The 24,756-nt window shown below is 41.5% G+C and carries 29 protein-coding genes; all 29 read left to right on the forward strand.

Features of this window, described 5'->3' with window-relative positions; translation table 11 throughout:
* Positions 1–27 precede the first annotated feature (27 nt).
* The 29 genes from topA (at position 28) to flhB (ending at position 24,721) form a co-directional block, all read left to right on the forward strand.
* Positions 28–2,097 (forward strand): type I DNA topoisomerase, encoded by a 2,070-nt coding sequence (topA, locus tag MOJ78_RS09785; protein WP_304980994.1) that lies wholly within the window; start codon positions 28–30, stop codon positions 2,095–2,097.
* A gap of 11 nt (positions 2,098–2,108) precedes the next feature.
* Complete coding sequence (gene trmFO / locus MOJ78_RS09790; protein WP_304980995.1) at positions 2,109–3,416, forward strand: FADH(2)-oxidizing methylenetetrahydrofolate--tRNA-(uracil(54)-C(5))-methyltransferase TrmFO; 1,308 nt, start codon at positions 2,109–2,111, stop codon at positions 3,414–3,416.
* Between the two features lie 92 nt (positions 3,417–3,508).
* Positions 3,509–4,396 (forward strand): tyrosine recombinase XerC, encoded by an 888-nt coding sequence (xerC, locus tag MOJ78_RS09795; protein WP_304980996.1) that lies wholly within the window; start codon positions 3,509–3,511, stop codon positions 4,394–4,396.
* 24 nt (positions 4,397–4,420) lie between these two features.
* Positions 4,421–4,963: an ATP-dependent protease subunit HslV gene (gene hslV / locus MOJ78_RS09800; protein WP_304980997.1), complete on the forward strand. Its 543-nt coding sequence runs from the start codon at positions 4,421–4,423 to the stop codon at positions 4,961–4,963.
* 19 nt (positions 4,964–4,982) lie between these two features.
* Entirely contained in the window at positions 4,983–6,380 is a 1,398-nt protein-coding gene (hslU, locus tag MOJ78_RS09805; protein WP_304980998.1) for an ATP-dependent protease ATPase subunit HslU, read from the forward strand.
* Between the two features lie 178 nt (positions 6,381–6,558).
* Positions 6,559–7,338, forward strand: a complete 780-nt coding sequence (gene codY / locus MOJ78_RS09810) for a GTP-sensing pleiotropic transcriptional regulator CodY (RefSeq protein ID WP_304980999.1) — start codon at positions 6,559–6,561, stop codon at positions 7,336–7,338.
* A 514-nt stretch (positions 7,339–7,852) separates the two neighbouring features.
* A complete protein-coding gene (gene flgB, locus MOJ78_RS09815) occupies positions 7,853–8,239 on the forward strand; it encodes a flagellar basal body rod protein FlgB (RefSeq protein WP_304981000.1) in 387 nt (128 codons plus the stop codon).
* Positions 8,240–8,686 (forward strand): flagellar basal body rod protein FlgC, encoded by a 447-nt coding sequence (gene flgC, locus MOJ78_RS09820; RefSeq protein WP_304981001.1) that lies wholly within the window; start codon positions 8,240–8,242, stop codon positions 8,684–8,686.
* A gap of 16 nt (positions 8,687–8,702) precedes the next feature.
* A complete protein-coding gene (gene fliE, locus MOJ78_RS09825; protein ID WP_304981002.1) occupies positions 8,703–8,987 on the forward strand; it encodes a flagellar hook-basal body complex protein FliE in 285 nt (94 codons plus the stop codon).
* A 234-nt stretch (positions 8,988–9,221) separates the two neighbouring features.
* The gene (gene fliF / locus MOJ78_RS09830) at positions 9,222–10,802 is read left to right on the forward strand and encodes a flagellar basal-body MS-ring/collar protein FliF (protein ID WP_304981003.1); all 1,581 of its coding nucleotides are present in this window, start codon (positions 9,222–9,224) and stop codon (positions 10,800–10,802) included.
* A 12-nt stretch (positions 10,803–10,814) separates the two neighbouring features.
* Positions 10,815–11,828 (forward strand): flagellar motor switch protein FliG, encoded by a 1,014-nt coding sequence (fliG, locus tag MOJ78_RS09835; RefSeq protein ID WP_304981004.1) that lies wholly within the window; start codon positions 10,815–10,817, stop codon positions 11,826–11,828.
* A complete protein-coding gene (fliH, locus tag MOJ78_RS09840; RefSeq protein WP_304981005.1) occupies positions 11,821–12,624 on the forward strand; it encodes a flagellar assembly protein FliH in 804 nt (267 codons plus the stop codon). Before fliG ends, fliH begins: the two co-directional genes overlap by 8 nt.
* On the forward strand, positions 12,590–13,915 hold the full coding sequence (gene fliI / locus MOJ78_RS09845) for a flagellar protein export ATPase FliI (protein WP_304981006.1): 1,326 nt from the start codon (positions 12,590–12,592) through the stop codon (positions 13,913–13,915). The genes fliH and fliI overlap by 35 nt, the downstream gene beginning before the upstream one ends.
* Positions 13,912–14,358, forward strand: a complete 447-nt coding sequence (fliJ, locus tag MOJ78_RS09850; protein WP_304981007.1) for a flagellar export protein FliJ — start codon at positions 13,912–13,914, stop codon at positions 14,356–14,358. The genes fliI and fliJ overlap by 4 nt, the downstream gene beginning before the upstream one ends.
* A gap of 7 nt (positions 14,359–14,365) precedes the next feature.
* Complete coding sequence (locus MOJ78_RS09855; protein WP_304981008.1) at positions 14,366–14,923, forward strand: MotE family protein; 558 nt, start codon at positions 14,366–14,368, stop codon at positions 14,921–14,923.
* 29 nt (positions 14,924–14,952) lie between these two features.
* Positions 14,953–16,197 carry a flagellar hook-length control protein FliK gene (locus MOJ78_RS09860; RefSeq protein ID WP_304981009.1) on the forward strand — a complete coding sequence of 415 codons (1,245 nt, stop codon included), beginning with the start codon at positions 14,953–14,955 and terminating at the stop codon, positions 16,195–16,197.
* Positions 16,198–16,203: 6 nt separating this feature from the next.
* Positions 16,204–16,647: a flagellar hook assembly protein FlgD gene (gene flgD / locus MOJ78_RS09865; protein WP_304981010.1), complete on the forward strand. Its 444-nt coding sequence runs from the start codon at positions 16,204–16,206 to the stop codon at positions 16,645–16,647.
* A 24-nt stretch (positions 16,648–16,671) separates the two neighbouring features.
* Positions 16,672–17,046 carry a TIGR02530 family flagellar biosynthesis protein gene (locus MOJ78_RS09870; RefSeq protein WP_304981011.1) on the forward strand — a complete coding sequence of 125 codons (375 nt, stop codon included), beginning with the start codon at positions 16,672–16,674 and terminating at the stop codon, positions 17,044–17,046.
* An 80-nt stretch (positions 17,047–17,126) separates the two neighbouring features.
* Positions 17,127–17,936, forward strand: coding sequence for a flagellar basal body rod protein FlgG (gene flgG, locus MOJ78_RS09875; RefSeq protein WP_304981012.1), 810 nt, complete (start codon positions 17,127–17,129; stop codon positions 17,934–17,936).
* A gap of 74 nt (positions 17,937–18,010) precedes the next feature.
* Positions 18,011–18,226 (forward strand): flagellar FlbD family protein, encoded by a 216-nt coding sequence (locus MOJ78_RS09880; protein WP_304981013.1) that lies wholly within the window; start codon positions 18,011–18,013, stop codon positions 18,224–18,226.
* Positions 18,223–18,657 carry a flagellar basal body-associated protein FliL gene (gene fliL / locus MOJ78_RS09885; RefSeq protein ID WP_304981014.1) on the forward strand — a complete coding sequence of 145 codons (435 nt, stop codon included), beginning with the start codon at positions 18,223–18,225 and terminating at the stop codon, positions 18,655–18,657. Before MOJ78_RS09880 ends, fliL begins: the two co-directional genes overlap by 4 nt.
* A gap of 50 nt (positions 18,658–18,707) precedes the next feature.
* Positions 18,708–19,703: a flagellar motor switch protein FliM gene (gene fliM / locus MOJ78_RS09890; RefSeq protein ID WP_304981015.1), complete on the forward strand. Its 996-nt coding sequence runs from the start codon at positions 18,708–18,710 to the stop codon at positions 19,701–19,703.
* Positions 19,696–20,835, forward strand: coding sequence for a flagellar motor switch phosphatase FliY (fliY, locus tag MOJ78_RS09895; protein ID WP_304981016.1), 1,140 nt, complete (start codon positions 19,696–19,698; stop codon positions 20,833–20,835). The genes fliM and fliY overlap by 8 nt, the downstream gene beginning before the upstream one ends.
* A 19-nt stretch (positions 20,836–20,854) precedes the next feature.
* Positions 20,855–21,220 (forward strand): response regulator, encoded by a 366-nt coding sequence (locus MOJ78_RS09900; protein WP_304981017.1) that lies wholly within the window; start codon positions 20,855–20,857, stop codon positions 21,218–21,220.
* A gap of 13 nt (positions 21,221–21,233) precedes the next feature.
* Positions 21,234–21,893, forward strand: a complete 660-nt coding sequence (locus MOJ78_RS09905; protein ID WP_304981018.1) for a flagellar biosynthetic protein FliO — start codon at positions 21,234–21,236, stop codon at positions 21,891–21,893.
* Positions 21,886–22,560: a flagellar type III secretion system pore protein FliP gene (fliP, locus tag MOJ78_RS09910; RefSeq protein ID WP_304981019.1), complete on the forward strand. Its 675-nt coding sequence runs from the start codon at positions 21,886–21,888 to the stop codon at positions 22,558–22,560. Before MOJ78_RS09905 ends, fliP begins: the two co-directional genes overlap by 8 nt.
* A gap of 22 nt (positions 22,561–22,582) precedes the next feature.
* Positions 22,583–22,855 (forward strand): flagellar biosynthesis protein FliQ, encoded by a 273-nt coding sequence (fliQ, locus tag MOJ78_RS09915; RefSeq protein WP_304981020.1) that lies wholly within the window; start codon positions 22,583–22,585, stop codon positions 22,853–22,855.
* A 4-nt stretch (positions 22,856–22,859) separates the two neighbouring features.
* A complete protein-coding gene (fliR, locus tag MOJ78_RS09920) occupies positions 22,860–23,636 on the forward strand; it encodes a flagellar biosynthetic protein FliR (protein WP_304981021.1) in 777 nt (258 codons plus the stop codon).
* Positions 23,637–23,638: 2 nt separating this feature from the next.
* Positions 23,639–24,721, forward strand: coding sequence for a flagellar biosynthesis protein FlhB (gene flhB, locus MOJ78_RS09925; protein ID WP_304981022.1), 1,083 nt, complete (start codon positions 23,639–23,641; stop codon positions 24,719–24,721).
* Positions 24,722–24,756: the final 35 nt, after the last annotated feature.

The following is a 24,756-nucleotide window of genomic DNA, read 5'->3' on the forward strand; positions in this document are numbered from 1 at the left end:
CTGAAAAGGGGGAGACAAATAGACATTATGGCTGATTATCTAGTAATAGTAGAATCTCCCGCCAAAGCAAAGACGATTGAGAAGTATCTCGGTAAAAAGTATATCGTACGAGCTTCAATGGGACATGTTCGTGACCTGCCCAGAAGTCAAATGGGCGTTGATGTTAGCAATTATTATGAACCTAAATATATTACGATTCGAGGAAAAGGTCCGGTACTTAAGGATTTGAAAGCAGCTGCAAAAAAGGTAAAGAAAATTTATCTCGCGGCTGACCCCGATCGTGAAGGTGAAGCTATCGCATGGCATCTAGCACATAGTCTTGATATTGATGACCGCTCTGAATGTCGTGTCGTGTTCAATGAAATTACAAAGCAAGCAATCAAAGATTCCTTTAAAAGACCAAGAGCCATCAATATGGATTTAGTTGATGCCCAACAAGCAAGACGGGTGTTAGACCGACTTGTCGGATATAACATTAGTCCATTACTTTGGAAAAAGGTTAAAAAGGGACTTAGTGCGGGGCGTGTTCAATCTGTTGCATTAAGAATGATTGTTGAACGTGAAAAAGAAATTCAAAATTTCAAACCAGAGGAATACTGGAAAATCAAAGCGTTATTTAATAAAAGTGGAGAAACATTTGAAGCTTCCTTTTTCGAATTGAATGGTAAGAAGGTAGACTTGAATCAGGAAGAAGATGTAAAAGAAGTTCTGAAGCATATAAAAGGTGACACGTTTGAAGTAACATCGGTTCAGAAGAAAGAACGTAAACGTAACCCAGCTGCTCCGTTTACGACATCTTCCCTTCAACAGGAAGCCGCAAGAAAATTGAACTTCCGTGCAAAGAAAACGATGATGCTTGCTCAACAATTATATGAAGGAATTGATATTGGAAAAGAAGGAACAGTCGGTTTGATTACATACATGAGAACCGATTCCACACGGATTTCCGACGTTGCAAAAACTGAAGCAAAAGAATACATCCAGAACAGTTTTGGAAAACAATTTGCCAATCCTAGAGCACAAGGAAAAAAATCAAACAAGACACAGGATGCTCACGAAGCAGTTCGTCCTACATCAACACTACGGGATCCAAAAATAATGAAACAATTTTTGAGTCGCGACCAATTACGGTTATATAAATTAATTTGGGAACGATTTGTTGCGAGCCAAATGGCACCTGCAGTTATGGATACTATGGCAGTCAACCTTGATAATAATGGTGTTCGTTTCCGTGCGAATGGTTCAAAGGTGAAATTCCCTGGATTTATGAAGGTATATGTGGAAGGAAACGATGATAACAAGGCAGAGGAAGACAAGGTTCTACCTGACTTGAAGGAAGGCTCAAATGTGAAAACGGAAAATATCGAGCCAAGTCAACACTTTACACAACCGCCGCCTCGTTACACGGAAGCAAGACTTGTAAAAACGATGGAGGAGCTCGGTATTGGTCGGCCTTCAACGTATGCACCGACTCTAGATACGATCCAAAAGCGTGGTTATGTTGCATTGGATTCAAGGAAATTCGTTCCTACGGAATTAGGTGAAATCGTTCTTAACCTGATACTGGAGTTTTTCCCTGAAGTGATTAATGTTGAATTTACGGCCGAGATGGAAACGAGCCTTGATCATATTGAAGAAGGAACTGCTGAATGGGAAAAAATCATTGATGAGTTTTACCAAAGCTTTGAGAAAAAGTTAAAGATTGCAGAAGAAGAAATGAAAGAAGTTGAAATTCAAGATGAACCTGCCGGTGAGGATTGTGAAAAATGCGGCAGTGGAATGGTTTATAAAATGGGTCGTTACGGTAAGTTTATGGCATGTTCCAATTTTCCTGATTGTCGAAACACAAAACCAATTGTCAAGGAAATCGGAGTTGAATGCCCGAATTGCCATAAAGGCAGCATTGTCGAGCGGAAAAGTAAAAAACGTCGGATTTTTTACGGATGCAATCGTTACCCAAATTGCGATTTTGTATCGTGGGATAAACCGATCAGTCGTCCGTGTCCGAAATGTGAAAGCTTGCTCGTTGAAAAGAAATCAAAAAAAGGCACAACTGTTCAATGTACAAAATGTGACTACAAAGAGAAACAAAACTAGGGTGATGAATTTTGACTTTACAAGCAGTAAATGTAATAGGCGCAGGCCTCGCGGGTAGTGAGGCTGCATGGCAGCTTGCCAAACGTGGCATCCACGTTCATCTTTACGAGATGCGTCCAAAAACGCAAACCCCGGCACATCATACGGATAAATTTGCGGAGCTTGTTTGCAGTAATTCTCTTCGTTCCAATGCATTATCGAATGCAGTTGGTGTTTTAAAAGAGGAAATGAGACAACTGGATTCTGTCATTATTCAAAGTGCGGACGACTGTTCAGTTCCTGCCGGTGGAGCACTTGCAGTAGATCGTCATGAGTTTGCAGCAAAAGTAACCGAACGAGTTAAAGGACATCCGAATGTTACCGTCCATGGAGAAGAAATGACGGAGATCCCGGAAGGACCTACGATTATCTCAACCGGTCCCTTAACTTCGAAACAGCTTTCAAATGCACTTCAATCGTTAACTGGGGAAGATTATTTGTATTTTTATGATGCAGCAGCACCGATTCTTGAAGTCGATAGTATCGATCGAGACAGGGTGTACTTGAAATCACGCTATGATAAAGGGGAAGCTGCATACCTTAATTGTCCGATGACAGAAGAGGAGTTCGACCGGTTTTATGAAGCGGTCATCTCTGCAGAAACGGTTCCTTTAAAAGAATTCGAGAAAGAGATTTTCTTTGAAGGCTGTATGCCGATTGAAGTAATGGCAATGCGAGGTAAGAAGACAATGCTTTTCGGACCGATGAAGCCTGTGGGTCTAGAGGATCCAAAGACAGGAAAAAAACCATACGCTGTGGTTCAGCTCAGACAAGATAATAAATCTGGGACATTATACAATATCGTTGGATTTCAAACCCATATGAAGTGGGGTCCCCAAAAAGAAGTTATCCGTCTAATTCCTGGATTAGAGAATGCGGAGGTCGTTCGATACGGGGTCATGCATCGGAACACATTCATTAATTCTCCGAAGCTATTGAAACCGACATATCAATACAGAGATCGTGATGACCTTTTCTTTGCAGGACAAATGACGGGTGTAGAAGGCTATGTAGAAAGTGCTGCATCTGGATTGATTGCTGGAATCAATGCAGCCCGACTTGTTGAAGGGAAGGAACTTGTAGTTTTTCCTATTGAAACCGCCCTTGGTAGTATGGCTGAATATATTACAACGGCAAACCCGAAAAACTTTCAACCGATGAACGCGAATTTTGGGTTATTTCCTCCATTGGAGCAAAGAATCAAGAATAAGAAGGAACGGAATGAAATGATTGCTTCCAGGGCACTGGGAACAATTCAGAATTTTATAACAAATTTGTGAACTTATATTGTCAAGGCCTCTAAGTTGTGTTACGATTTAGGGGTCTTTATGGTAATTGTAACACTATTCAGACAATAGGAAGTTGATCTTATATGAACGAAGACGTGCACCTTTTCATTGAATACTTACAGATTGAAAAGAACAGCTCACAACACACAATTATTAATTACCGGAATGACATCGATGATTTTGTACTCTTTATGAAGCAGCAAGGGATTAACCTATTTGCTGCTGTTTCTTATGTTCACGTTCGACACTATCTTACACTTCTCCATGAAAAGCAGTATGCACGGAGAAGTGTCGCAAGGAAAGTTTCTTCATTACGGAGTTTGTATCGTTTTCTTTTGCGTGAGGATCGTGTCAAACAGAATCCTTTTTCTATGGCATCTCTTCCAAAGAAAAGCCATCGTCTCCCCAAATTCTTTTATAAAGAAGAACTTGAGGAGTTGTTTAAAGTTTCAGACATGACGAAGCCCCTAGGTCAGAGAAATCAGGCCTTGCTCGAACTGTTTTACGGTACAGGAATTCGTGTAAGTGAATGCTGTCAGCTGTCGCTTAAGGATGTTGATATGGGAATTGAAACCATTCTTGTAAAAGGAAAGGGACGGAAAGAACGATATGTGCCGATCGGAAGCTATGCAATTGAAGCTTTGGAACGTTATCTTGCGGACGGTCGCCCATCCTTGATGAAGTCAAAACAGCATGACATGATATTTGTGAATTACAGAGGTGAGCCACTTGCTCAAAGTGGTGTTCGGAAGGTGCTGCGGGAGTTGATTAAGAAAACATCCCTCACGATGCATATAACTCCGCACATGCTACGACATACGTTTGCAACACATCTATTGAATGAAGGAGCCGACCTTAGAGCTGTCCAGGAGTTATTAGGTCACTCCAATCTGACGGCAACCCAAGTCTATACACACGTAACGAAAGACCGTTTACAACACTTGTATAAAACGTATCATCCCCGAGCATAGGAAATGCAGAAGGAGGGTAATGAGTTGAGTTCATTTCATGCAACAACGATTTTCGCTGTTCATCATAATGGTGGATACGCAATGGCTGGTGACGGCCAAGTGACATTTGGTAACGCTGTGGTAATGAAACATACAGCACGTAAGGTACGAAAGCTTTATAACGGTCACGTGCTCGCTGGTTTTGCTGGTTCAGTAGCAGATGCATTCACGTTATTTGAAAAATTCGAAGCCAAGCTCGAAGAATATAATGGAAATCTGCAACGTTCCGCGGTTGAACTCGCAAAAGAGTGGCGTGGTGATAAAATGCTTCGTAAGCTTGAAGCTATGTTGATCGTGATGAACAAAGAAACACTTTTATTAGTTTCAGGTACTGGCGAGGTGATTGAGCCGGATGATGGAATCCTTGCAATTGGTTCTGGTGGAAATTACGCCCTTGCCGCCGGCAGAGCGCTAAAACACCATGGGGAACATCTATCTGCAGAGGACATCGCGAAAAGCGCATTGGAAATTGCTGCTGACATATGTGTTTATACGAATGATCAAATAATTGTGGAACAATTAACGTGAGAATGGGGGAGTTTGACATATGAACACGAATCTGACACCTAGACAAATTGTTGAACGACTTGATCAATATATCGTCGGACAAAAAAATGCGAAGAAAGCTGTTGCAATCGCCCTGCGTAATCGTTACCGAAGAGGCTTGATCGATGAGTCTATCCGTGATGAAGTCGTCCCGAAGAACATCCTGATGATCGGCCCTACCGGTGTCGGTAAGACTGAGATTGCGAGAAGACTTGCCAAGGTTGTCGGGGCACCTTTTATTAAGGTTGAAGCCACCAAATTCACTGAAGTCGGATACGTTGGTCGCGATGTTGAATCAATGGTTCGTGATTTAGTTGAAACGTCCATTCGACTTGTTAAAGAAGAGAAGATGGCACAAGTAAAGGACCGCGCTGAACAAAATGCAAACAAACGGCTTGTTGAACTACTTGTCCCTTCGAAAAAATCACAACAGTCCAATTATAAAAACCCATTGGAAATGTTATTTGGAAACCAGCAAGAATCGGATCCAACGGAAAGCAGTCAATCTGAAGAACAGCAGGTTGCCACTAAGCGAAAACAAATTGCTCACCAGCTTGCCCTCGGTGAGCTTGAGGACCGATATGTCACTGTCGAAGTGGAAGAGCAGCAACAGGGTATGATGGATATGTTTCAAGGTGCCGGTTTAGAACAAATGGGTATGAACATGCAGGATATGCTGGGAAACCTCATGCCAAAGAAAAAGAAAAAAAGGAAGCTGACCGTTCAGGAAGCCAGGAAAGTACTCACCCATGAGGAAGCACATAAATTGATCGATATGGATGAGGTCAGTCAAGAAGCGGTTACAAAAGCTGAACAAACGGGAATGATCTTTGTAGATGAGATCGATAAGATTGCCGGTAAAGGGAATCAATCGGCGGATGTTTCCAGGGAAGGGGTACAGCGTGATATACTCCCCATCGTGGAAGGTTCGACAGTTGTTACAAAATATGGTCCAGTCAAAACAGATCATATTCTGTTCGTTGCCGCCGGTGCTTTTCATATCGCAAAACCATCCGATCTTATCCCTGAGCTTCAAGGACGCTTTCCAATCCGGGTAGAGCTATCCAGTTTGACCGTTGACGATTTTGTTTCCATACTGGTCGAACCGGATAATGCGCTCACGAAACAATATGTAGCATTATTGAAAACGGAAGGTATAAACATAGAATTTTCTGACGATGCTATTTATAGAATTGCGAAGATTGCAACAGAAGTGAATGAACACACTGACAATATCGGAGCTCGGAGACTCCATACAATCCTTGAACGCTTATTGGAAGATCTCTCATTTGAAGCACCGGATATTAATCTGGAATCGATAACAATCACTCCGGAATATGTAGATGAAAAGCTAGGAAATATTGCAAATGATCGTGATTTGAGTCAGTACATTTTATAATTATTTATGGAAGTTCAAAAAGTATCCGACTGATAAACGGCGAATTTCTTCGTTGCTCGGCTTTTCCGGTCCTCACGTATTAATATCATACGCTCCGGTCCTCAAAGCTGTCGCGCCTCGAACTTCTTGTTTCTGATTCGTCTACTTTTTGAACACAAATTATTAGGAGGAGTTCGAAATGAAATTATTAGAAAAAACAAGAAGGATTAATGCATTATTACAAGAATCTGGTGGTAAACCGGTAAACTTTAAGGAAATGGGAGAAACACTACGCGATGTGATCGAAGCGAATATTTTCGTAGTAAGTCGACGCGGAAAGCTGTTAGGTTTTTCTCTCATACAAGAAATCGAGAACGAGCGCATGAAGCAAATGCTCGTAGATCGCCAATTCCCAACGGATTACACGAAGAACCTGTTTAACATAAATGAAACATCGTCGAATTTGGACATTCAAAGTGAGTATACCGCTTTTCCAGTTGAAAACAGGGACTTGTTTGATAAAGGTCTTACAACAATTGTTCCGATCGTAGGTGCAGGTGAGCGTCTTGGCACATTGATTTTATCAAGATTGAATGAATCCTTCGAAGATGATGATTTGATTCTTGCGGAATATGGTGCAACAGTTGTAGGTACTGAGATTCTTAGGGAGAAAACCGAGGAAATTGAAGAAGAAGCGCGTAATAAAGCGGTTGTACAGATGGCGATCAGCTCATTATCATATAGTGAGCTAGAGGCGATTGAGCACATTTTTGAGGAGCTTGACGGTAATGAGGGTCTTCTCGTTGCAAGTAAGATTGCGGACCGAGTGGGAATTACTCGTTCGGTTATCGTGAATGCGCTCCGTAAGCTTGAGAGTGCAGGTGTAATCGAGTCTCGTTCTCTCGGTATGAAAGGAACGTACATTAAGGTATTGAACGATAAGTTTTTGCATGAGTTATCGAAACTGAAGGCAATGTAAATTAGTTATATAGTAGAGCTGACCTTTTTCGGGTCAGCTCTTTTTTTATTGTTTTGTTTTGCACTTCTTGCTCCCCTTTTGCTGGTGCGGTGGTGGTCCTTATCGCTTCCATGTAAACATGGCGCTCTTCGTACCACACCGACCCGCCCGCTTCGCTTGTAAAAAAAGATTTAGAGCAAGAAGGTTATTCAGGTTGCCAGAGCACTTTCAGGTTCACGTTTTTCCAGGAAGTGCTTTTTAAGTATTGATTGCAACGCCCCATTATTAAACAAATTATGTCAAAAATATTAGTATTATACTATAAAAAGAGAATTTTCTACATATTTTGAGGAAATTAGTAGTACAGAAGGATCGATTTTGGGCAATGAGTCAAAAGTCCTGTGGGTAATTTGGGGCTTTATATCGAAAAACATCGAAATATTTGAAAATACATAGACATCATTAGGTTATTTCTATAAAATACTACTTAGAAATTGTTGGATTTTGAGGAAAATTTACTATAAGGAGGGACGATGTGCTAACCTCTAACATTTATCGACAATTAGAACAGGCATTAAACTACAGCGCAGTGAAACACAAAACCGTTGCACAAAATATAGCAAACGTTGATACACCCAATTATAAATCGAAATCAGTAGAATTCCGCACACAGTTTGACCATTCCTTGCAGGCGCATAAGACAGATCCAAAGCATATACCATTTACAACGGAAGCATCAGCAAATCGTTCGTATACCATTCGCACAAATAACGACACATCTTTTTTACACAATGGTAACAATGTAGATGTGGACAAGGAAATGAGTAGTCTAGCAGAAAACCAGCTATATTATCAGGCATTAATTCAAAGAATGAATGGGAAAATGAACTCGATAAAAATGGTCGTAAAAGGGGGGAGATAGATGGGCTTATTTAATGCAATACATATTTCTGGTTCAGCACTGACTACACAACGCTTACGGATGGACGTAGCTGCGTCGAACATAGCAAATGCAGACACTACACGAGCGCGAATAGTAGACGGTGAATGGCAGCCCTATCAACGTAAAATGGTAGTTTTAGAGCCGAAGGGAAATGGGTTTAGTTCCGTTCTTCAAAAGGCATCACAAGCTGAAGGTTTGCAAGGGGTGAAAGCTACCCGGATTGTTGACGATGAGCAGCCATTTAAGCTTGTATATCAGCCAGGGCACCCTGACGCGGATGACCAAGGATATGTACGCTTGCCAAATGTGGACCCATTAAAAGAAATGGTCGATCTCGTCAGTTCAACTAGGTCCTATGAAGCGAATGTTACTGTAATGAATGCGGCTAAAGGCATGTATATGAAAGCATTAGAAATCGGGAGATAGGAGTTGATGAAAAGTCATGGAACCTGTACAAAACAGTACAATCTTGTCCCTGCCCAAAACGGCAAGTCCGAATCAGGCACGTGATGAACTGACAAGTTCATTTAAAGACATGCTTAGCCAAGTAAACGAAGCTCAATTGAATTCTGATGCAGCAACAAAACGATTAATCAACGGCAAAGCAGAAAATTTACATAATGTAATGATTGCGGCTGAAAAAGCCAGCATCATGTTACATACAGCAGTTGAGGTAAGGAACAAAGCAATCGAAGCTTACAAAGAAGTTATGAGAATGCAAGTGTAACTATAACCTCAAATCTATTTATCAGTGTTTGTACATAATTTTCGATAGGTCAGGTTGCTTTATGACCATCAAGCAGATTTTTTTAACACGTTATAAGACATAAATACATTTTAGCGTAAAAAGTAGAGGCTAGTCTTCCTTATGGGGGGAGATTCTTGCCGAAGAGCCTTTAGGTCATTCTTTAGGGCCAGGGTCTGACTTTGCAAAGTTTTCTAAAGACAACCGGGGGATAAAATGAACGAAAAGATCACGTCTTACAAGAATCAGTTATTGCAGTATTGGAAGGACCGATCGAACAAACAAAGAACGTGGATCATTGGCTCTTTTATCGGTTTTTTCGCATTTATCACTGTTCTAACGATCATCGTTACAAATCAGAATTATGTTCCTTTATATTCCGGGCTTTCCCCGGAGGAGACAGGGCAAATCAAGAGTAGTCTTGAATCGAAGGGTATCAATTACGAAATTGTAAACAATGGAACAGCCATCAATGTTCCAAAAGATCAAGTCAATTCCTTAAAAGTGGATCTCGCAACCGAAGGACTACCGAAGAGCGGTTCTATTGATTACACATATTTTGCTGAGAACAATGGATTTGGCATGACAGATAAAGAATTCGGTGTAGTTGAAAGAGCAGCAATGCAAACAGCGGTCTCTGGTCTTATCAACAGTATCGAAGGAATAAACAACTCAGAAGTAATGATTACTTTACCAAAAGAAAACGTATGGGTTACAGATACGGAGCAAACGGCTTCAGCTTCAGTCGTATTGGATTTACAACCTGGATACAACTTGAAGCAGGAACAGGTGAAGGCATTGTATCACCTTGTCTCCAAGAGTGTTCCTTCCCTGCCTATTGATAATATCGTCATCATGGACCAATATTTTAATTATTTCGATTTAAATAATTCAAATGAATCTTCTTCAACTTTATCAGCCTACGAACAACAACGGGCGATTCAGCAAGATATAGAAAAGGATCTACGACGGGACATTCAGAAAATGCTAGGTACGATCATGGGTCCGGAAAAAGTAGTCGTATCGGTTACGACAGATATCGATTTTACAAAAGTAAAAAGTCAATTAGACTTGGTTGAACCAGTTGATCCGGAAAGCATGGAAGGGATCCAAGTGAGTGTAGAACGAATCCGGGAAACCTACACTGGAACCGATGCGCCACCGGGTGGAGTTGCAGGGACAGGTGAAACGGATATTCCAACCTATCAGGGACAAGATGGGCAATCAGGAGATTATGAACGAATAGAAGAACGGATCAATAACGAAGTGAATCGCATTCATAAGGAAATTGTTGAAGCTCCTTATGATATTCGGGATATAGGTATCCAGGTAATGGTTGAGCCACCCGATCCGCAAGAGCCGAATTCGCTCCCTGCAGAAAGACTTGATGACATAGAACAGGTGTTAAACAGTGTAGTCCGGACTACAATTTCAAAAGACGAAACAGAACCATTAACAGAAGAAGAGATCAATCAGAAGATCGTGGTCTCAGCTCAACCATTTAATGGGAAAATTGAAATGTCCGAACCGAAGCAATCGATACCGATGTGGGTATATGTTGCAGGTGGCGCTTTACTCATTCTTATTCTTGTTTTATTGTTCTTACTTTTTAATAAAAGAAAAGCACGGAATGAAGAGGTTCAAGAGACTGTTGATTATGATATGCCAGACATACCGGATCTACAATCGCAACAGCACTCTGAAGAATCTACCCGTAAACATCAGCTAGAGCGAATGGCTAAGGACCAGCCGGAAGAGTTTGCAAAATTACTAAGGTCCTGGTTGTCAGAGGATTAGGAGGGGATTCCAGTGGCCAGAGGTATTCGTGAATTATCCGGTCGAGAAAAAGCAGCGGTTTTATTGATCTCGTTAGGTCCGGATGTTGCAGCACAAATCTATAAGCATTTAAGTGAAGAGGAAATGGAGAGGCTAACGTTGGAAATTTCCAACGTCCGACGAGTGGAATCCAGTGTAAAAGAAGAAATTATCGAACAGTTCCACCAAATTGCACTTGCACAGGAGTATATTACACAGGGCGGGATCGGGTATGCGAAGACCGTTCTGGAGAAGGCACTCGGTTCTAATGATGCGATGACGATCATCAACCGCTTAACCTCAACGCTGCAGGTCAGGCCGTTTGATTTTGCCAGAAAAGCAGATCCCGGCCAAATCTTGAACTTTATACAAAGCGAACATCCTCAAACGATTGCACTCATACTTTCTTACCTTGATTCAGCGCAATCTGCACAAATTTTATCTGAACTCCCCCAGGAGGTTCAAGCAGATGTTGCCAAAAGGATTGCGTTGATGGATCGTACGTCACCTGAGGTAATTACTGAAGTTGAACAAATTCTGGAGCAGAAGCTATCGACGACTGTTACCCAGGACTTTACACATGCTGGTGGAATTGAAGCAGTTGTAGAAGTGTTGAACGGTGTGGATCGCAGTACTGAGCGAACAATCCTTGATTCGCTTGAGGTTCAGGATCCAGAACTCGCTGAAGAAATTAAAAAGCGTATGTTTGTATTTGAGGATATCGTCACCCTTGATAACCGATCAATCCAGCGAGTTATCCGTGAAATTCCTAATGAAGATCTGCTTCTGGCATTGAAGGCAGCTAGTGAAGAGGTAAAAGAAATCGTTTACCAAAATATGTCGAAACGTATGGTCGAGAATTTTAAAGAGGAAATGGAATATATGGGACCTGTACGATTGCGTGACGTGGAAGAGGCGCAAAGCCGTATCGTTTCAATTATCCGACGTTTAGAGGAAGCTGGAGAAGTCGTCATTGCCAGAGGTGGAGGAGACGATATCATTGTCTAAGCTGATTAAGCAACTTCCAGTTTCAGGCGAATCAAATTCAATCCAAATCGGTCTACAACAGTTATCAACATCGATAAAGCGGATCGACAATGATGCAGAAACCGATCATGAGACGACGCTCGTTCGTGCAAAAGAGGAAGCAGAAAGCATTGTTGGCCGAGCGGAACAAAAGGCTGAACAAATTCTAGCAGAAGCGAATGAAAAAGCTGATGATCAATACCAGAAACTTGCAGAAAAAGAACAATCTATACTTCAACAGACGAATGAGGCAATAGAGGAAGGCAAGCAGACAGGGTTTAAGGAAGGCTACAATACAGGGATTGCCCAAGCTGAAAAGGATTATCATGACAAGCTCACAGAAGCCAGAACCGTACTCTCAAAAGCGAAGGCGCATTACTGTGAGAGGTTGAATGAAGCAGAACCTGACCTTGTATCGTTAAGCCTGGAAATTTCGAGAAAAATCCTCGGTACGTCTATACAGATGGATGAAATCTATCAGCACTATATAAAAGAAGCACTTAAACAAGTTAAAGGTGAAGAGGATGTCAAGCTTTTTGTTGCTCCTGAACAATATGAGGATGTTCTCTCAATCGTAAAAAAACAGAAAAATGTTTTTAATGTGGACATCATGGTTTATCCAGATGAATCGATGTCGATAGAACAATGCCTGATCGAAACGAAGTATGGACAGATCGATGCTTCGATCGACAGTCAATTAAAGCAACTTAAAGAAAAACTTCTGGAGCTGGTAGGTGAAGAGGATGAACATAGCACCGTTGTTGAGCGCACTAGATAAGATGGATGCCTATCGTCGATTCGGTAAAGTGAACCGTGTTGTCGGTTTGATGATCGAATCGAAAGGTCCAAAAACGTCAATTGGCGATGTGTGCTACATCCATACAGGTGATACGCTTCAACACCGAATACCTGCAGAGGTTGTAGGATTTCGGGATGAACATGTGCTGTTGATGCCATTTACTTCAATCCAAGAAATTTCACCAGGTAGTCTGGTAGAAGCATCCGGGAAGCCGTTACAAGTAAAAGCTGGGAATGCGTTAATCGGAAAGGTATTGGATGGAGTCGGTCAACCATTAGATGGTGAGGAATTACCATTAGGCTTGCAGGCGCGGCTGACGGAGTCCAAACCGCCGAATCCAATGCAACGACCAAGAATTACAGACAAGATCAGTTGTGGTGTACGTGCAATCGATAGCTTCCTCACTGTTGGGAAAGGTCAACGTATAGGGATATTTGCAGGAAGCGGTGTAGGTAAGAGTACACTGTTGGGAATGCTTGCGAGACAATCCAGTGCTGACATTAACATTATCGCATTAATTGGTGAGCGTGGCCGTGAAGTCAGAGAGTTCATCGAACATGATCTTGGCGAGGAAGGGCTGAAGAAATCAATTGTGGTTGCAGCAACCTCAGATCAGCCCGCGTTACTAAGAATTAAAGGAGCTCTTACGGCAACGACACTAGCAGAGTATTTCAGGGATAAAGGTAAAAATGTGATGCTTATGATGGATTCCGTGACCCGTGTAGCTATGGCACAACGGGAAATCGGATTAGCTGTCGGGGAACCCCCTGCGACAAAAGGCTATACACCTTCCGTATTTGCTTTACTACCAAAACTTCTTGAACGTTCCGGTACGAATGAAGCAGGCAGCATCACAGCTTTTTATACAGTGCTCGTAGATGGTGACGATATGAACGAGCCGATTGCAGATACAGTTAGAGGGATTCTGGATGGACATTTCGTCTTAGACCGTTCACTTGCGAATAAAGGTCATTTTCCATCAATTAATGTTTTGAAAAGTGTAAGTAGAATCATGACGAATATCGTAGATTCGGATCACCTGAAGAATGCATCCCGGGGGAGAGAGCTTCTTGCTACATATGCAGAGTCTGAGGATTTGATTTCAATAGGCGCTTACAAACGAGGTACATCAAAAAAGGTTGACGAGGCAATTGCTTTTCAACCTAAGCTCATGAATTTTCTAAAACAATCAACGAATGATCCCGTTGACTTTGCACATTCAAGGGAGCAACTACTTAAGCTTCTGGAAAAAGGAGAGCAAAACGTATGACTTTTCAATTTCGAATGGACCAAGTTCTTGATTACAAGCATAACCAAAAAGAGATGGTACAAAAAGAGTTTGCTGAACACCAGGAGAAGTTTGAAGAGATTGGGATGGCACTTTATGAACTGCTGAAGAAAAAAGAAACGATTCAACTACAACAGTCCGAGCGAATAGTTGGCGGAGAGCAGGTTCGAACTATTCAGCATTACGGATTTTACATCGACACCATGGAAAAGGAAGCCCATTCTCTACAACACCGTTTGCATATTGCACGCGATAATATGGAGGACGCGAAGGGACGGCTTCTTGAAAAAACGATCGATGTGAAAAAATACGAAAAGCTCAAAGAGAAGCAACATGAACGATACCGGGAAGATTTAAAACAACAAGAAGCCCGCTACATGGATGAGCTTGTTGTAATCAGACATACCAATCATGAAATTAGGTGAAGTACGTGTGGAGAAAAAATCAAATAAAGCTTTATGGTTCTTATTAGTTATTGTTATCCCGTTCTTGTTTGCTGCATCGCTTTCTGTCATCGGTTTTTCGTTAATGGGTGTAAATGTACTCGATAAAGCGAAGGGGTATATGGATACAATCCCTGTCGTTTCCTCTTGGGTAGAGGAAGACCAGCCAGCAGCCCGTTCGAATGAAGAAATGATTCGATCGATGGAAAAGCAGATAACAGCCTTACAAGAAAAAGTAGAGGAAGCAGAGTCTGCACTATTAGAGAAAGATACAAAAATTAAAAAGCAACAAAATGACATTGAACTACTTAAGAATCAGTTACAAGAAAAAACAGCCGAGAATGAGCAGCAGGATGCAGCCCTCGATAAAATTACAGAAGTATACGGTGCTATGGCTCCGAAAGATGCAGCATCAATCTTTGAAAATATGAAACGGGGAGAAGCAGCACTCATCATAACGAATCTGGAACCCGATATTCAAGCGACTGTTCTCGCGGAATTGGATCCGAAAACAGCAGCTGAACTGACAAAACTGCTCACTAACTGACACTTAAGATATTGAAAGGAGGTGAAACTATGAATGCAATCGCACTGATGATGAATTCCAATCCGATGAGCCAAACGACTGGATTACAGAAAGTACAAGCTCCTGATGGGAAATTTCAATCTTTGATTGCCAGCGTGATCTCAAATACTGCTTCTGAGAATGTAACAGATCTTCCAAATCGGGATGGACTTATTGAGATGCTTCAGCAATTCCTAATGGATTTCAATGAACAAACTGAAGATGATTTAAGCCTTGAACAATTGGTCAAGCAACTGCAAAAGATGTTATCCGAAATGGATAGTCCACTTAGCAACGATGTAAATGGAGCAATCATGATGTTTCCGTTAAGTCCATTTCAACCACTTGGACATGAAAAGTCTTTATCTCGTGTTCATCTACTGCCTGGACAAAACCAATCATTATCAGGGGCTTCTCAGCAATTTGAGCAAATTGGAAACCAAAAGGAACAGCTTCTTCAGGATTTCCTCCGTTCTCTCATAAAGGATGTGAAAACAAAAGGATCACTGCAGCTGAACTCAGTAGATTTAAACAACTTGTTCAAGGATATGGAAACGAAGTTAGCTCAAACGAAAGTCGCCTCTGAACCTATTAAACAGGGAACAGAAACGAACGGAGCCCGACTGACAGCTAGTCCGAAATCAAGCAGTACCGTACCTTTATTCATTAAAACAACGGTAGAATCTTCTGCCAATGGAAATGGACCTGTTACTCAGTCAATCAAGCTTCCTAAACAGGAGTCCAAAGTTGTTTCGAATATGATCACGTCAACAAACACGATGATGACCAAGGTCGAGCAATTTGTCTTACATGCACCTCAAGAACAGTCATCGACAAGCTCGTTTATACAGGATTTGACGAAAATCATGAACCGGGGAAGGATGATGACACTTCCAAATGGTCAAACACAGCTAACTATTAAACTATACCCGGAACATCTCGGATCGCTTGATGTACAGATCATACAACGGAACGGGGAAATCGCTGCGAAAATCCTTGCTACAACAGCGAATGCAAAGGACTTGATCGAATCGAACCTTCACCAGCTACGCAATGCACTAGTTGGACAGAACATTTCAGTCGATAAGATCGAGGTGGCACATCATACTCCTGAATGGCTGAACGACAAACAGAACAAGGAAAACCATCAATCAGATCCACAACAGCAGGATCAAAGCCAACAACAGAATCAAGACGATCACGCTGATGAGTCATTTGAAAATTGGTTGAAGGAAATGGAACTTGAGGAGGTATGATCTGCGATGGATACAAAGATTGACCAAAGTTTGTTTTTACCAGATTCAAAGCCGGTTAAACAAACAGGAAATACAAGCCTTGGAAAAGATGACTTTTTAAAACTATTAATTGCTCAACTTTCAAATCAAGATCCGTTAAAGCCTATGGAAGATAAGGAATTCATTGCACAAATGGCCTCATTTTCCTCGCTTGAGCAAATGTACAATATGAATGAAACATTGACAAGCTGGGTTGCACATCAAAATAACGGACAACTCCTTCAATATAGTGAGCTGATCAATAAAGAAGTTACTTACACTCACTCGGTAGAAAATGACGATGGTACGACGAAGGAAACTACAGAGACTGGTACTGTAACGAAGATCCATTTTGAAAATGGCGAGACAACAATTGAACTGACAGACGGAACTAAGGTAAAGCCAAACGAAATAATTACGCTTTCTGCATAAAAGAATTTAGAAAGAGGTGATGCGATGCAACGCATATATCAGCCGCCCATCACGTCAACGATACCTCCGAGTTCGAGATCGAACGAACGCATTGCGAGACAGACGAAAGATCATTTTAAAAACGTGCTCCAAGATCAATTACTAGAGCTGAAACTATCAAAACATGCACAAGCTAGATTAATAGAGCGAAACATCGAAATCAACCAAACTACGTGGGATCGAATCAGTAATAAAGTAAGTGAAGCGAAGGAAAAAGGAATAAAAGATTCACTCGTACTCGTTGATGAAGCTGCACTCGTTGTGAACACGCAAAGTAAAACGGTCATTACTGCAATGAACCGAAATGAAGCCGCGGATCACATTTTCACTAACATCACGGGAGCAATTTTAATTAATTAGAGCCGGACCGAAAGGAAGCTCGAATGCTGCTGACTGACAGAGGCAGCAAACCATAATTCGATTTGAAAGGGGAATGTAACATGTTACGTTCGATGTACTCAGGAATTAGCGGAATGAAAAACTTCCAAACGAAGCTCGATGTAATCGGAAACAATATTGCCAACGTAAATACGTACGGATTCAAAAAGGGAAGAACGACTTTCCAGGACCTTGTTTCTCAACAAATCGCGGGCGCTAGCGCTCCAGCAAATGGTAGAGGAGGAATCAACCCAAAACAGGTTGGCTTAGGCTCCCAGCTTGCATCAATTGATACCATACACACACAAGGAAGTCTGCAAACAACAGCTCGTCCCCTTGATCTAGCGATTTCTGGAGATGGATTCTTCGTTGTCAGCGATGGAACCAATGACTTCTACACCAGAGCTGGAAACTTTTACTTAGACCAGGATGGGACACTTGTAAACTCAGCTGGACTAAAAGTAATGGGGACTGATAGTGATGGGAATGGTGCTCCGGATGAAATAGTGATTCCAACGGACGCACAGAGCTTTAGTATAGGGGCAGATGGATCGGTTAGTTATGTTGATAATGCTGGTACACTACAAACAGCAGGAATGATCCAACTTGCTAAATTTGCAAATAACGGTGGGTTACAAAAGGCAGGAAGCAATCTTTATGAGGAAACGACAAACTCTGGTATTGCTGTGTTAACAACTGCAGGTCAAGCTGGTGCAGGTGAAGTTGTAGCAGGTGCTCTAGAGATGTCTAATGTGGACCTTTCTGCAGCATTTACTGAAATGATTGTTGCACAGCGTGGCTTCCAGGCAAATACAAGAATCATTACGACCTCAGATGAAATCCTCCAGGAGCTCGTCAATCTAAAGAGATAAGCGGGGTGAATAGGGGGATATAGCGGGAGATTAGGTCATTTGTAGAGGTATCGTCTCCCCACCCCTGAGTAATCATGATTGAACTTACAAAATTGAACGGCCAAACGTTCACACTGAATGCTATTTATATCGAGCAAGTACAAGCATTTCCGGATACGACAATTACATTAACGAATGGCAGAAAATTTGTAGTGAAAGAACAAGAACAAGAAGTAAGAAAAGCTGTAAACGCTTTTTACGAAAGTATCTCAATTTTAGGTTCACCATTACATAAGGAGGAGGAGCGATGAATAAAAAACTGGTCACTACCATGCTTGTCATGATTGCCGCAATATCCGTAGTTGCCGTTGTCGGTGTGATCCTGTACTTCAACCTTGCCTCCGATAAAACTGAGGCAGCTGAAAGTCAACTCTCAGCATCGGAATTGATCGACCTGTCCATCGATACTGAGGAGATTACGACCAATCTGGCGGACAAAGGGTTTGCCAAAGTGCAATTTCGTATCCAAGTAGACTCATCAGAAGCGAAAAAGGAATTAGAAACGAGAATGTTCCAGGTTCAGAACAGTATCATTTATGAGTTATCAGGTACGAAGGCAGCAGAATTACAAGGTCCTGATGGTATTCAGACTCTTGAATCAGAGCTCAAAAAAACAATCAATGATTATCTTGAACACGGTGAGGTTGTAAGAGTCTACACGACACAGAAAATCGTACAATAAGGAATTGTACAATGACGACAAGAAATTGATGCAGAAATGAGGTGTGGCTCTTGGCCGATGTACTCTCACAAAACGAAATCGATGCTTTATTGTCCGCGATTTCTACGGGTGAAATGGATGCTGAAGAACTTCGAAAAGAAGAAATTGAAAAAAAGGTTAAGGTTTATGATTTTAAAAGAGCATTAAGGTTTTCAAAAGATCAAGTAAGAAGTTTAACCCGAATTCATGAAAATTTTGCCAGGCTTTTGACTACTTACTTTTCGGCTCAATTACGTACATATGTTCAAATAGCGGTTGCTTCTGTCGATCAGCTTCCCTATGAGGAGTTCATTCGATCGGTACCGAAAATGACTATCTTAAACTTGTTCGAAGCACCGCCTCTTGAAGGAAGAATGCTTGTTGAAGTGAATCCGAACATTGCTTACGCAATGCTAGACAGGGTACTAGGTGGACAAGGAACCGGAATGAACAAAGTCGATAGTTTAACTGAAATCGAGACTCGGATTATGAATCAGTTATTTGACCGAGCAATTGAAAGCTTTGGGGAAGCATGGAATACAATTGTTGAGGTTGAACCGGAAATGGTTGATTTTGAAGTAAATCCACAATTCTTGCAAATGGTATCTCCGAACGAAACGGTTGTCGTGATTTCACTGACGACAACAGTTGGGGAGACGAGCGGAATGATTAATATTTGCTTGCCCCATGTCGTCCTTGAGCCGATCATTCCAAAGCTTTCCGTACATCATTGGATGCAAAAGAAACAAAAAACAAGATTACCAGAAGAAATTCAAAAAATAGAAAAAAGGGTTAAAGCTGCCCAATTACCGATTACAACTGAACTTGGTCGATGCCAAATTTCGATTCAGGAATTTTTATCAATAGCAACTCATGATGTGATCGAGCTCGATCAAAAGATTACAGATCCGCTGGTGATCAGTGTTCAAGGCAAACAAAAGTTCCAAGGTCAACCTGGTAAGGTCAGAAATCGGATGGCAGTACAGGTTCTCAACGATTTTATGAAGGAGGATGATGGAGATGAGTGACGATATGCTCTCCCAAGAAGAGATTGATGCACTTTTAAACGGTGGAAACGATGACTCGAGTGAGCAATCTGTTGATGAACTGCTCACAGGCATAGAACGCGATGCGATCGGTGAAGTAGGGAATATCTCATTTGGCAGTGCCGCCACTGCACTTTCAACACTGTTGAATCAAAAGGTTGAAATTACAACACCAGATGTAACGGTTGTCGAACGGGATAAACTTTCTGATGAATTCCCAGTGCCTCACGTTGCAGTATTAGTAAAATACACAGAAGGTTTTAACGGGTCAAACCTGCTAGTTATCAAAACATCTGATGCACAGATCATTGCCGACCTAATGCTTGGCGGTGATGGAACGAATCCGAATGGCGAACTCGGAGAACTACACTTAAGCGCTGTCCAAGAGGCGATGAACCAGATGATGGGATCGGCTTCCACCTCGATGTCGACTGTATTCAATAAACGTGTTGACATTTCACCACCTGCCATCGATATGATGCATGTTGAGGCAAATAAAGGAACCGAACACATTCCGGATGAAGAGATGCTCGTAAAAGTATCCTTCAATCTAAAGGTAGGAAATTTGATTGATTCAAACCTGATGCAGCTTATCCCGGTTCAATTTGGGAAAGAGCTCGTTGAAGAATTGATGAATCCAGGAGGGGATGAAAAACCATCTGATCCGCAACCAGTTGAACAAACAACAATTGATCAAAGCCCTACATCACATCGTACGGCGGAGGCATCATCTAATCCAGCAAATGAAAGAAATGCGCAGGAGGCAGTCCCTTCATTTTCAAACCGGAGAGATGCTAACGTTCATCCGGCAGCATTTTCAGATTTCTCAAATACTGAATCGGTTGCTGTTGATCGACGAAACCTGGACATGCTTCTCGATATCCCATTACAAGTAACCGTTGAGCTTGGACGAACAAAAAGGTCTGTCAAAGACATTCTTGAGATGTCACAAGGATCGATCATCGAGCTTGACAAGCTTGCAGGTGAACCTGTCGATATACTTGTTAATCAAAAGTTGATCGCCAAGGGTGAGGTTGTCGTAATAGATGAGAATTTTGGTGTCAGAGTAACAGAAATTATCAGTCAAAAAGACCGCATAGAAAAGTTGCAATAAACCAAGGGGGAACAAGAAAATGGCATACCGAATTTTAATTGTGGATGACGCAGCATTTATGAGAATGATGATCAAGGATATTCTAACGAAAAATGATTTTGAAGTTGTTGGAGAGGCTAGTGATGGTGCTCAGGCAGTAGAAATGTATATGGAACATAAACCAGACCTCGTTACAATGGATATTACGATGCCAGAAATGGACGGGATCACTGCATTGAAAGAAATCCGTGCAACGAATGCGGATGCGAAAGTAATCATGTGTTCTGCGATGGGACAGCAAGCTATGGTAATCGATGCGATTCAAGCAGGAGCGAAGGATTTTATCGTCAAGCCTTTCCAAGCTGACCGTGTACTCGAAGCGATCAAGAAAACGCTGGAAGCATAAGCTGGTGTTTTTAATGAATGTTAAACGCCTGTTACCTGTTCTTCTAATGCTGTATTTAATAGGAGGATCAGGAGAGGCACTAGCAAACTCAGATCAATCAACTAGAACAGACTGTGACGGTTCGGTCGCTGCATGTGTCCAGCAAAATGGAGATCAATCAAAGACAGCGAGGACGAATTCCGAAGCGCCTCCCTTAAAAACCGAATCCAATTCATCAACCGTTACAACAACGGTTAAGGTTATCTTTGCGTTAATTTTTGTCGTTGGATTGATGATCGTTGTGCTCAAGCTTTTACATAAGAGAACACAGATTTTTCAACAAGGGAAGGGAATTCAAACGCTGGGTGGTGCAATGCTTGGAAACCAGCGTTCTGTCCAAATGGTTAAAGTTGGGAACCGTGTATTGATTGTAGGCGTAGGTGACGATGTTTCGTTAATTAAAGAAATTGATGATCAACAAGAAATGAAGGAACTATTATCTCAATATGAATCGGGGAGCAGTTCGATTCAAATGAGAGCCAGTCTGTTCGAATGGATAAAGGAACGCCTGAAGTCGAGTTCAAAACAACCAGGAAACAGCTTTCAAGAAACGTTAAAACAGCGACTAGATGAGGCGAAAAAAGGGCGAACTGAGATCTATGAAGCATTGAAAAAGGAGCAGAACAATGATTGAACTACCAGGAATAAGTAACGAGATTTTAAACAGTAGTCCCGATGGTGTTGCGACTACCGTTCGATTGCTAATCCTGCTGACCGTTCTTTCGTTGGCGCCTGCAATTCTTATTTTGATGACCTCATTTACACGGATCATCATCGTACTTTCTTTTGTCCGAACAGGTTTGGCTACCCAACAAATGCCTCCCAATCAAGTGTTGATCGGTTTAGCACTATTTCTTACATTTTTCATAATGGGTCCTATTCTCTCTGAAGTGAATGACGAAGCGTTAACACCATTTATGGAAGGAGAAATTGGCCAAGAAGAGGCATTTGAACGAGCAAGCATACCGATTAAAGAATTCATGGCCAAGCATACCCGTCAAAAAGATCTTGCCTTGTTCATGGAATACACGGGGGAGGAGCGTCCTGAATCCGTACAGGACATTCCACTCACAACACTCGTCCCAGCTTTTGCCATCAGTGAATTGAAAACAGCTTTTCAAATGGGTTTTATGATTTTTGTGCCGTTTCTTGTTATTGATATGATTGTTGCCAGTGTTTTGATGGCAATGGGAATGATGATGCTTCCGCCAGTTATGATCTCATTACCATTTAAAATTTTATTATTTATTTTGGTCGATGGCTGGTATTTGATTGTACGTTCGTTGCTTGAGAGTTACTAGAACTAGAGAAGAAGGTGTACAGATGGATTCGCAATTTGTTATCTCACTTGCAGAAAAGGGCGTATATACTACTTTACTAGTCAGCGGGCCGTTATTGATTCTAGCGCTTGCTGTCGGATTGCTGGTAAGTGTATTTCAAGCAACTACTCAAATACAGGAACAGACACTTGCTTTCATACCAAAAATCGTTGCGGTACTCGTTTCTCTTATCTTTTTCGGACCGTGGATGTTAACCGAGATGGTCACATTCACCTATGAGCTTCTTAGTAATATGAACGAATACATAGGCTTGTGATTAAATGGTTGAGTTTATTAATAGTATCCCAGCCTTTTTATTAATATTAGTCCGCATAACAGGCTTTTTTGCAACTGTACCGATATTTTCATACAAAAATATTCCTGGAATCCATAAAGTGGGCTTATCACTCATTCTTTCATTTTTTGTTTTAGCGATGATACCCGCTCCGGCGATTGAATTAAACGGCTATTATATCCTTTATATTTTAAAAGAACTACTCGTCGGCATGAGTATCGGGTTTATCGCATCAATTGTGCTTTATGCTTTGCAGGTGGCGGGAGGCTTTATCGACCTTCAGATGGGGTTTGCAATCGCTAACGTGTTTGACCCGCAAACAGGAATACAGTCACCACTTATCGGTCGATATCTTTATATTTTAGCGATGTTGTTTTTACTGACGATTGATGCTCATCATATGCTGCTTAATGGAATCTTTCAAAGTTATCAGCTCGTACCGATTGAAGGGTGGAGCCTATCATTTGGGCAAGGTGGAATGGCGCAGTTAGTGGTTGAAACGGTTAGTCGGATGTTTTATATCGCTTTTCAAATCGCGATCCCTGTTGTTGGATGTTTGTTTCTTGTAGATTTGGCGCTCGGAATCATTTCAAGAACTGTTCCGCAGGTCAATGTATTTATCGTAGGTTTACCCTTGAAAATTGGAGTCAGCTTTATAATCATCCTGCTTATTACACCGATGATTTTTCAGCTAGTACAAGACCTATATGTTGAAATGCTGACTTCGATGAGAAAAATGATGAACCTGATAGGTGGTCCGTAATCATGCCATATTTATCGCTTGATCTTCAATATTTTTCACAAGAAAAAACTGAAAAAGCAACCCCGAAGAAACGGCAGGAAAGTCGGAAAAAGGGACAGGTTGCGAAATCAGGCGATGTGAATACAGCTATTATCCTGTTAATCATTTTCTTGTTTTTATGGATGATCGGCCCTTATATGTTTGACATAATGCTGAAAATATACCGGGTTAGCTTCCAGGATTTCATCCATTATGAGATAACGATTGACAATATCCAACAAGTTATGTCTGCATTATCGTTGGAAGCTGTCATGGCTGTTGCACCGATATTGTTAGTTGCAATGGTCGCTGGGGTTGCCGCAAATTACCTTCAGGTTGGCTTTTTGTTTACAACTGAACCTTTACTCATGAAATTAGAAAGAATCAACCCATTAAAGGGATTCAAGCGGATTTACTCTTTAAGAGCAATCGTTGAACTATTAAAATCAATTCTCAAAATATCCCTGGTTGGACTTGTTACATTTTTTGTACTTTGGATCCACCGGGAAAAGATCATTCAACTTTCCTATGCAACTGTGGAACAGGCTCTGTTAATTATTGGAAAGCTAGCGATACAAATGGGTCTTGCAGCTTCTGCATTGCTCATTTTTCTAGCCGTTCTCGATTTCATGTATCAGAAATTTGATTTTGAGAAAAACATCCGAATGAGTAAACAGGATATTAAAGATGAGCACAAGAAATCGGAGGGAGATCCGCTGATTAAATCCCGGATCAAGGAAAAACAGAGGCAAATGGCGATGCAACGGATGATGCAGGAGGTTCCAAAAGCTGATGTAGTGATCACAAACCCAACCCATTATGCAATCGCCTTAAAGTATGATGATTCGCAAATGGATGCCCCCATTGTAGTTGCAAAAGGACTTGATTATGTAGCTTTAAAGATCCGTGAGATTGCTAAACATAATGAAATTGCGACTGTGGAAAACCGTCCTCTTGCCCGTTCTTTGTATGAGCAGGCAGAAATAGGGGATATGGTACCGGAAACATTGTTTAAAGCTGTTGCAGAGGTGCTTGCGTACGTGTACAGATTAAAAAAGCGAGTTTAGGGCTCACACGATGTGAGTCAGATCATCCATGTTTA

Source organism: Alkalihalobacillus sp. AL-G, from assembly GCF_030643805.1.
Taxonomy (GTDB): Bacteria; Bacillota; Bacilli; order Bacillales; family Fictibacillaceae; genus Pseudalkalibacillus.

Bases quoted from the DNA above. Each gene is read 5' to 3' on its own strand.
- topA (WP_304980994.1), top strand. From the start codon at position 28: ATGGCTGATTATCTAGTAATAGTAGAATCTCCCGCCAAAGCAAAGACG.
- xerC (WP_304980996.1), top strand. From the start codon at position 3,509: ATGAACGAAGACGTGCACCTTTTCATTGAATACTTACAGATTGAAAAG.
- hslU (WP_304980998.1), top strand. From the start codon at position 4,983: ATGAACACGAATCTGACACCTAGACAAATTGTTGAACGACTTGATCAA.
- codY (WP_304980999.1), top strand. From the start codon at position 6,559: ATGAAATTATTAGAAAAAACAAGAAGGATTAATGCATTATTACAAGAA.
- flgC (WP_304981001.1), top strand. From the start codon at position 8,240: ATGGGCTTATTTAATGCAATACATATTTCTGGTTCAGCACTGACTACA.
- fliE (WP_304981002.1), top strand. From the start codon at position 8,703: ATGGAACCTGTACAAAACAGTACAATCTTGTCCCTGCCCAAAACGGCA.
- fliF (WP_304981003.1), top strand. From the start codon at position 9,222: ATGAACGAAAAGATCACGTCTTACAAGAATCAGTTATTGCAGTATTGG.
- fliI (WP_304981006.1), top strand. From the start codon at position 12,590: ATGAACATAGCACCGTTGTTGAGCGCACTAGATAAGATGGATGCCTAT.
- fliJ (WP_304981007.1), top strand. From the start codon at position 13,912: ATGACTTTTCAATTTCGAATGGACCAAGTTCTTGATTACAAGCATAAC.
- MOJ78_RS09860 (WP_304981009.1), top strand. From the start codon at position 14,953: ATGAATGCAATCGCACTGATGATGAATTCCAATCCGATGAGCCAAACG.
- flgD (WP_304981010.1), top strand. From the start codon at position 16,204: ATGGATACAAAGATTGACCAAAGTTTGTTTTTACCAGATTCAAAGCCG.
- MOJ78_RS09870 (WP_304981011.1), top strand. From the start codon at position 16,672: ATGCAACGCATATATCAGCCGCCCATCACGTCAACGATACCTCCGAGT.
- flgG (WP_304981012.1), top strand. From the start codon at position 17,127: ATGTTACGTTCGATGTACTCAGGAATTAGCGGAATGAAAAACTTCCAA.
- MOJ78_RS09880 (WP_304981013.1), top strand. From the start codon at position 18,011: ATGATTGAACTTACAAAATTGAACGGCCAAACGTTCACACTGAATGCT.
- fliL (WP_304981014.1), top strand. From the start codon at position 18,223: ATGAATAAAAAACTGGTCACTACCATGCTTGTCATGATTGCCGCAATA.
- fliY (WP_304981016.1), top strand. From the start codon at position 19,696: ATGAGTGACGATATGCTCTCCCAAGAAGAGATTGATGCACTTTTAAAC.
- MOJ78_RS09900 (WP_304981017.1), top strand. From the start codon at position 20,855: ATGGCATACCGAATTTTAATTGTGGATGACGCAGCATTTATGAGAATG.
- MOJ78_RS09905 (WP_304981018.1), top strand. From the start codon at position 21,234: ATGAATGTTAAACGCCTGTTACCTGTTCTTCTAATGCTGTATTTAATA.
- fliP (WP_304981019.1), top strand. From the start codon at position 21,886: ATGATTGAACTACCAGGAATAAGTAACGAGATTTTAAACAGTAGTCCC.
- fliQ (WP_304981020.1), top strand. From the start codon at position 22,583: ATGGATTCGCAATTTGTTATCTCACTTGCAGAAAAGGGCGTATATACT.
- fliR (WP_304981021.1), top strand. From the start codon at position 22,860: ATGGTTGAGTTTATTAATAGTATCCCAGCCTTTTTATTAATATTAGTC.
- flhB (WP_304981022.1), top strand. From the start codon at position 23,639: ATGCCATATTTATCGCTTGATCTTCAATATTTTTCACAAGAAAAAACT.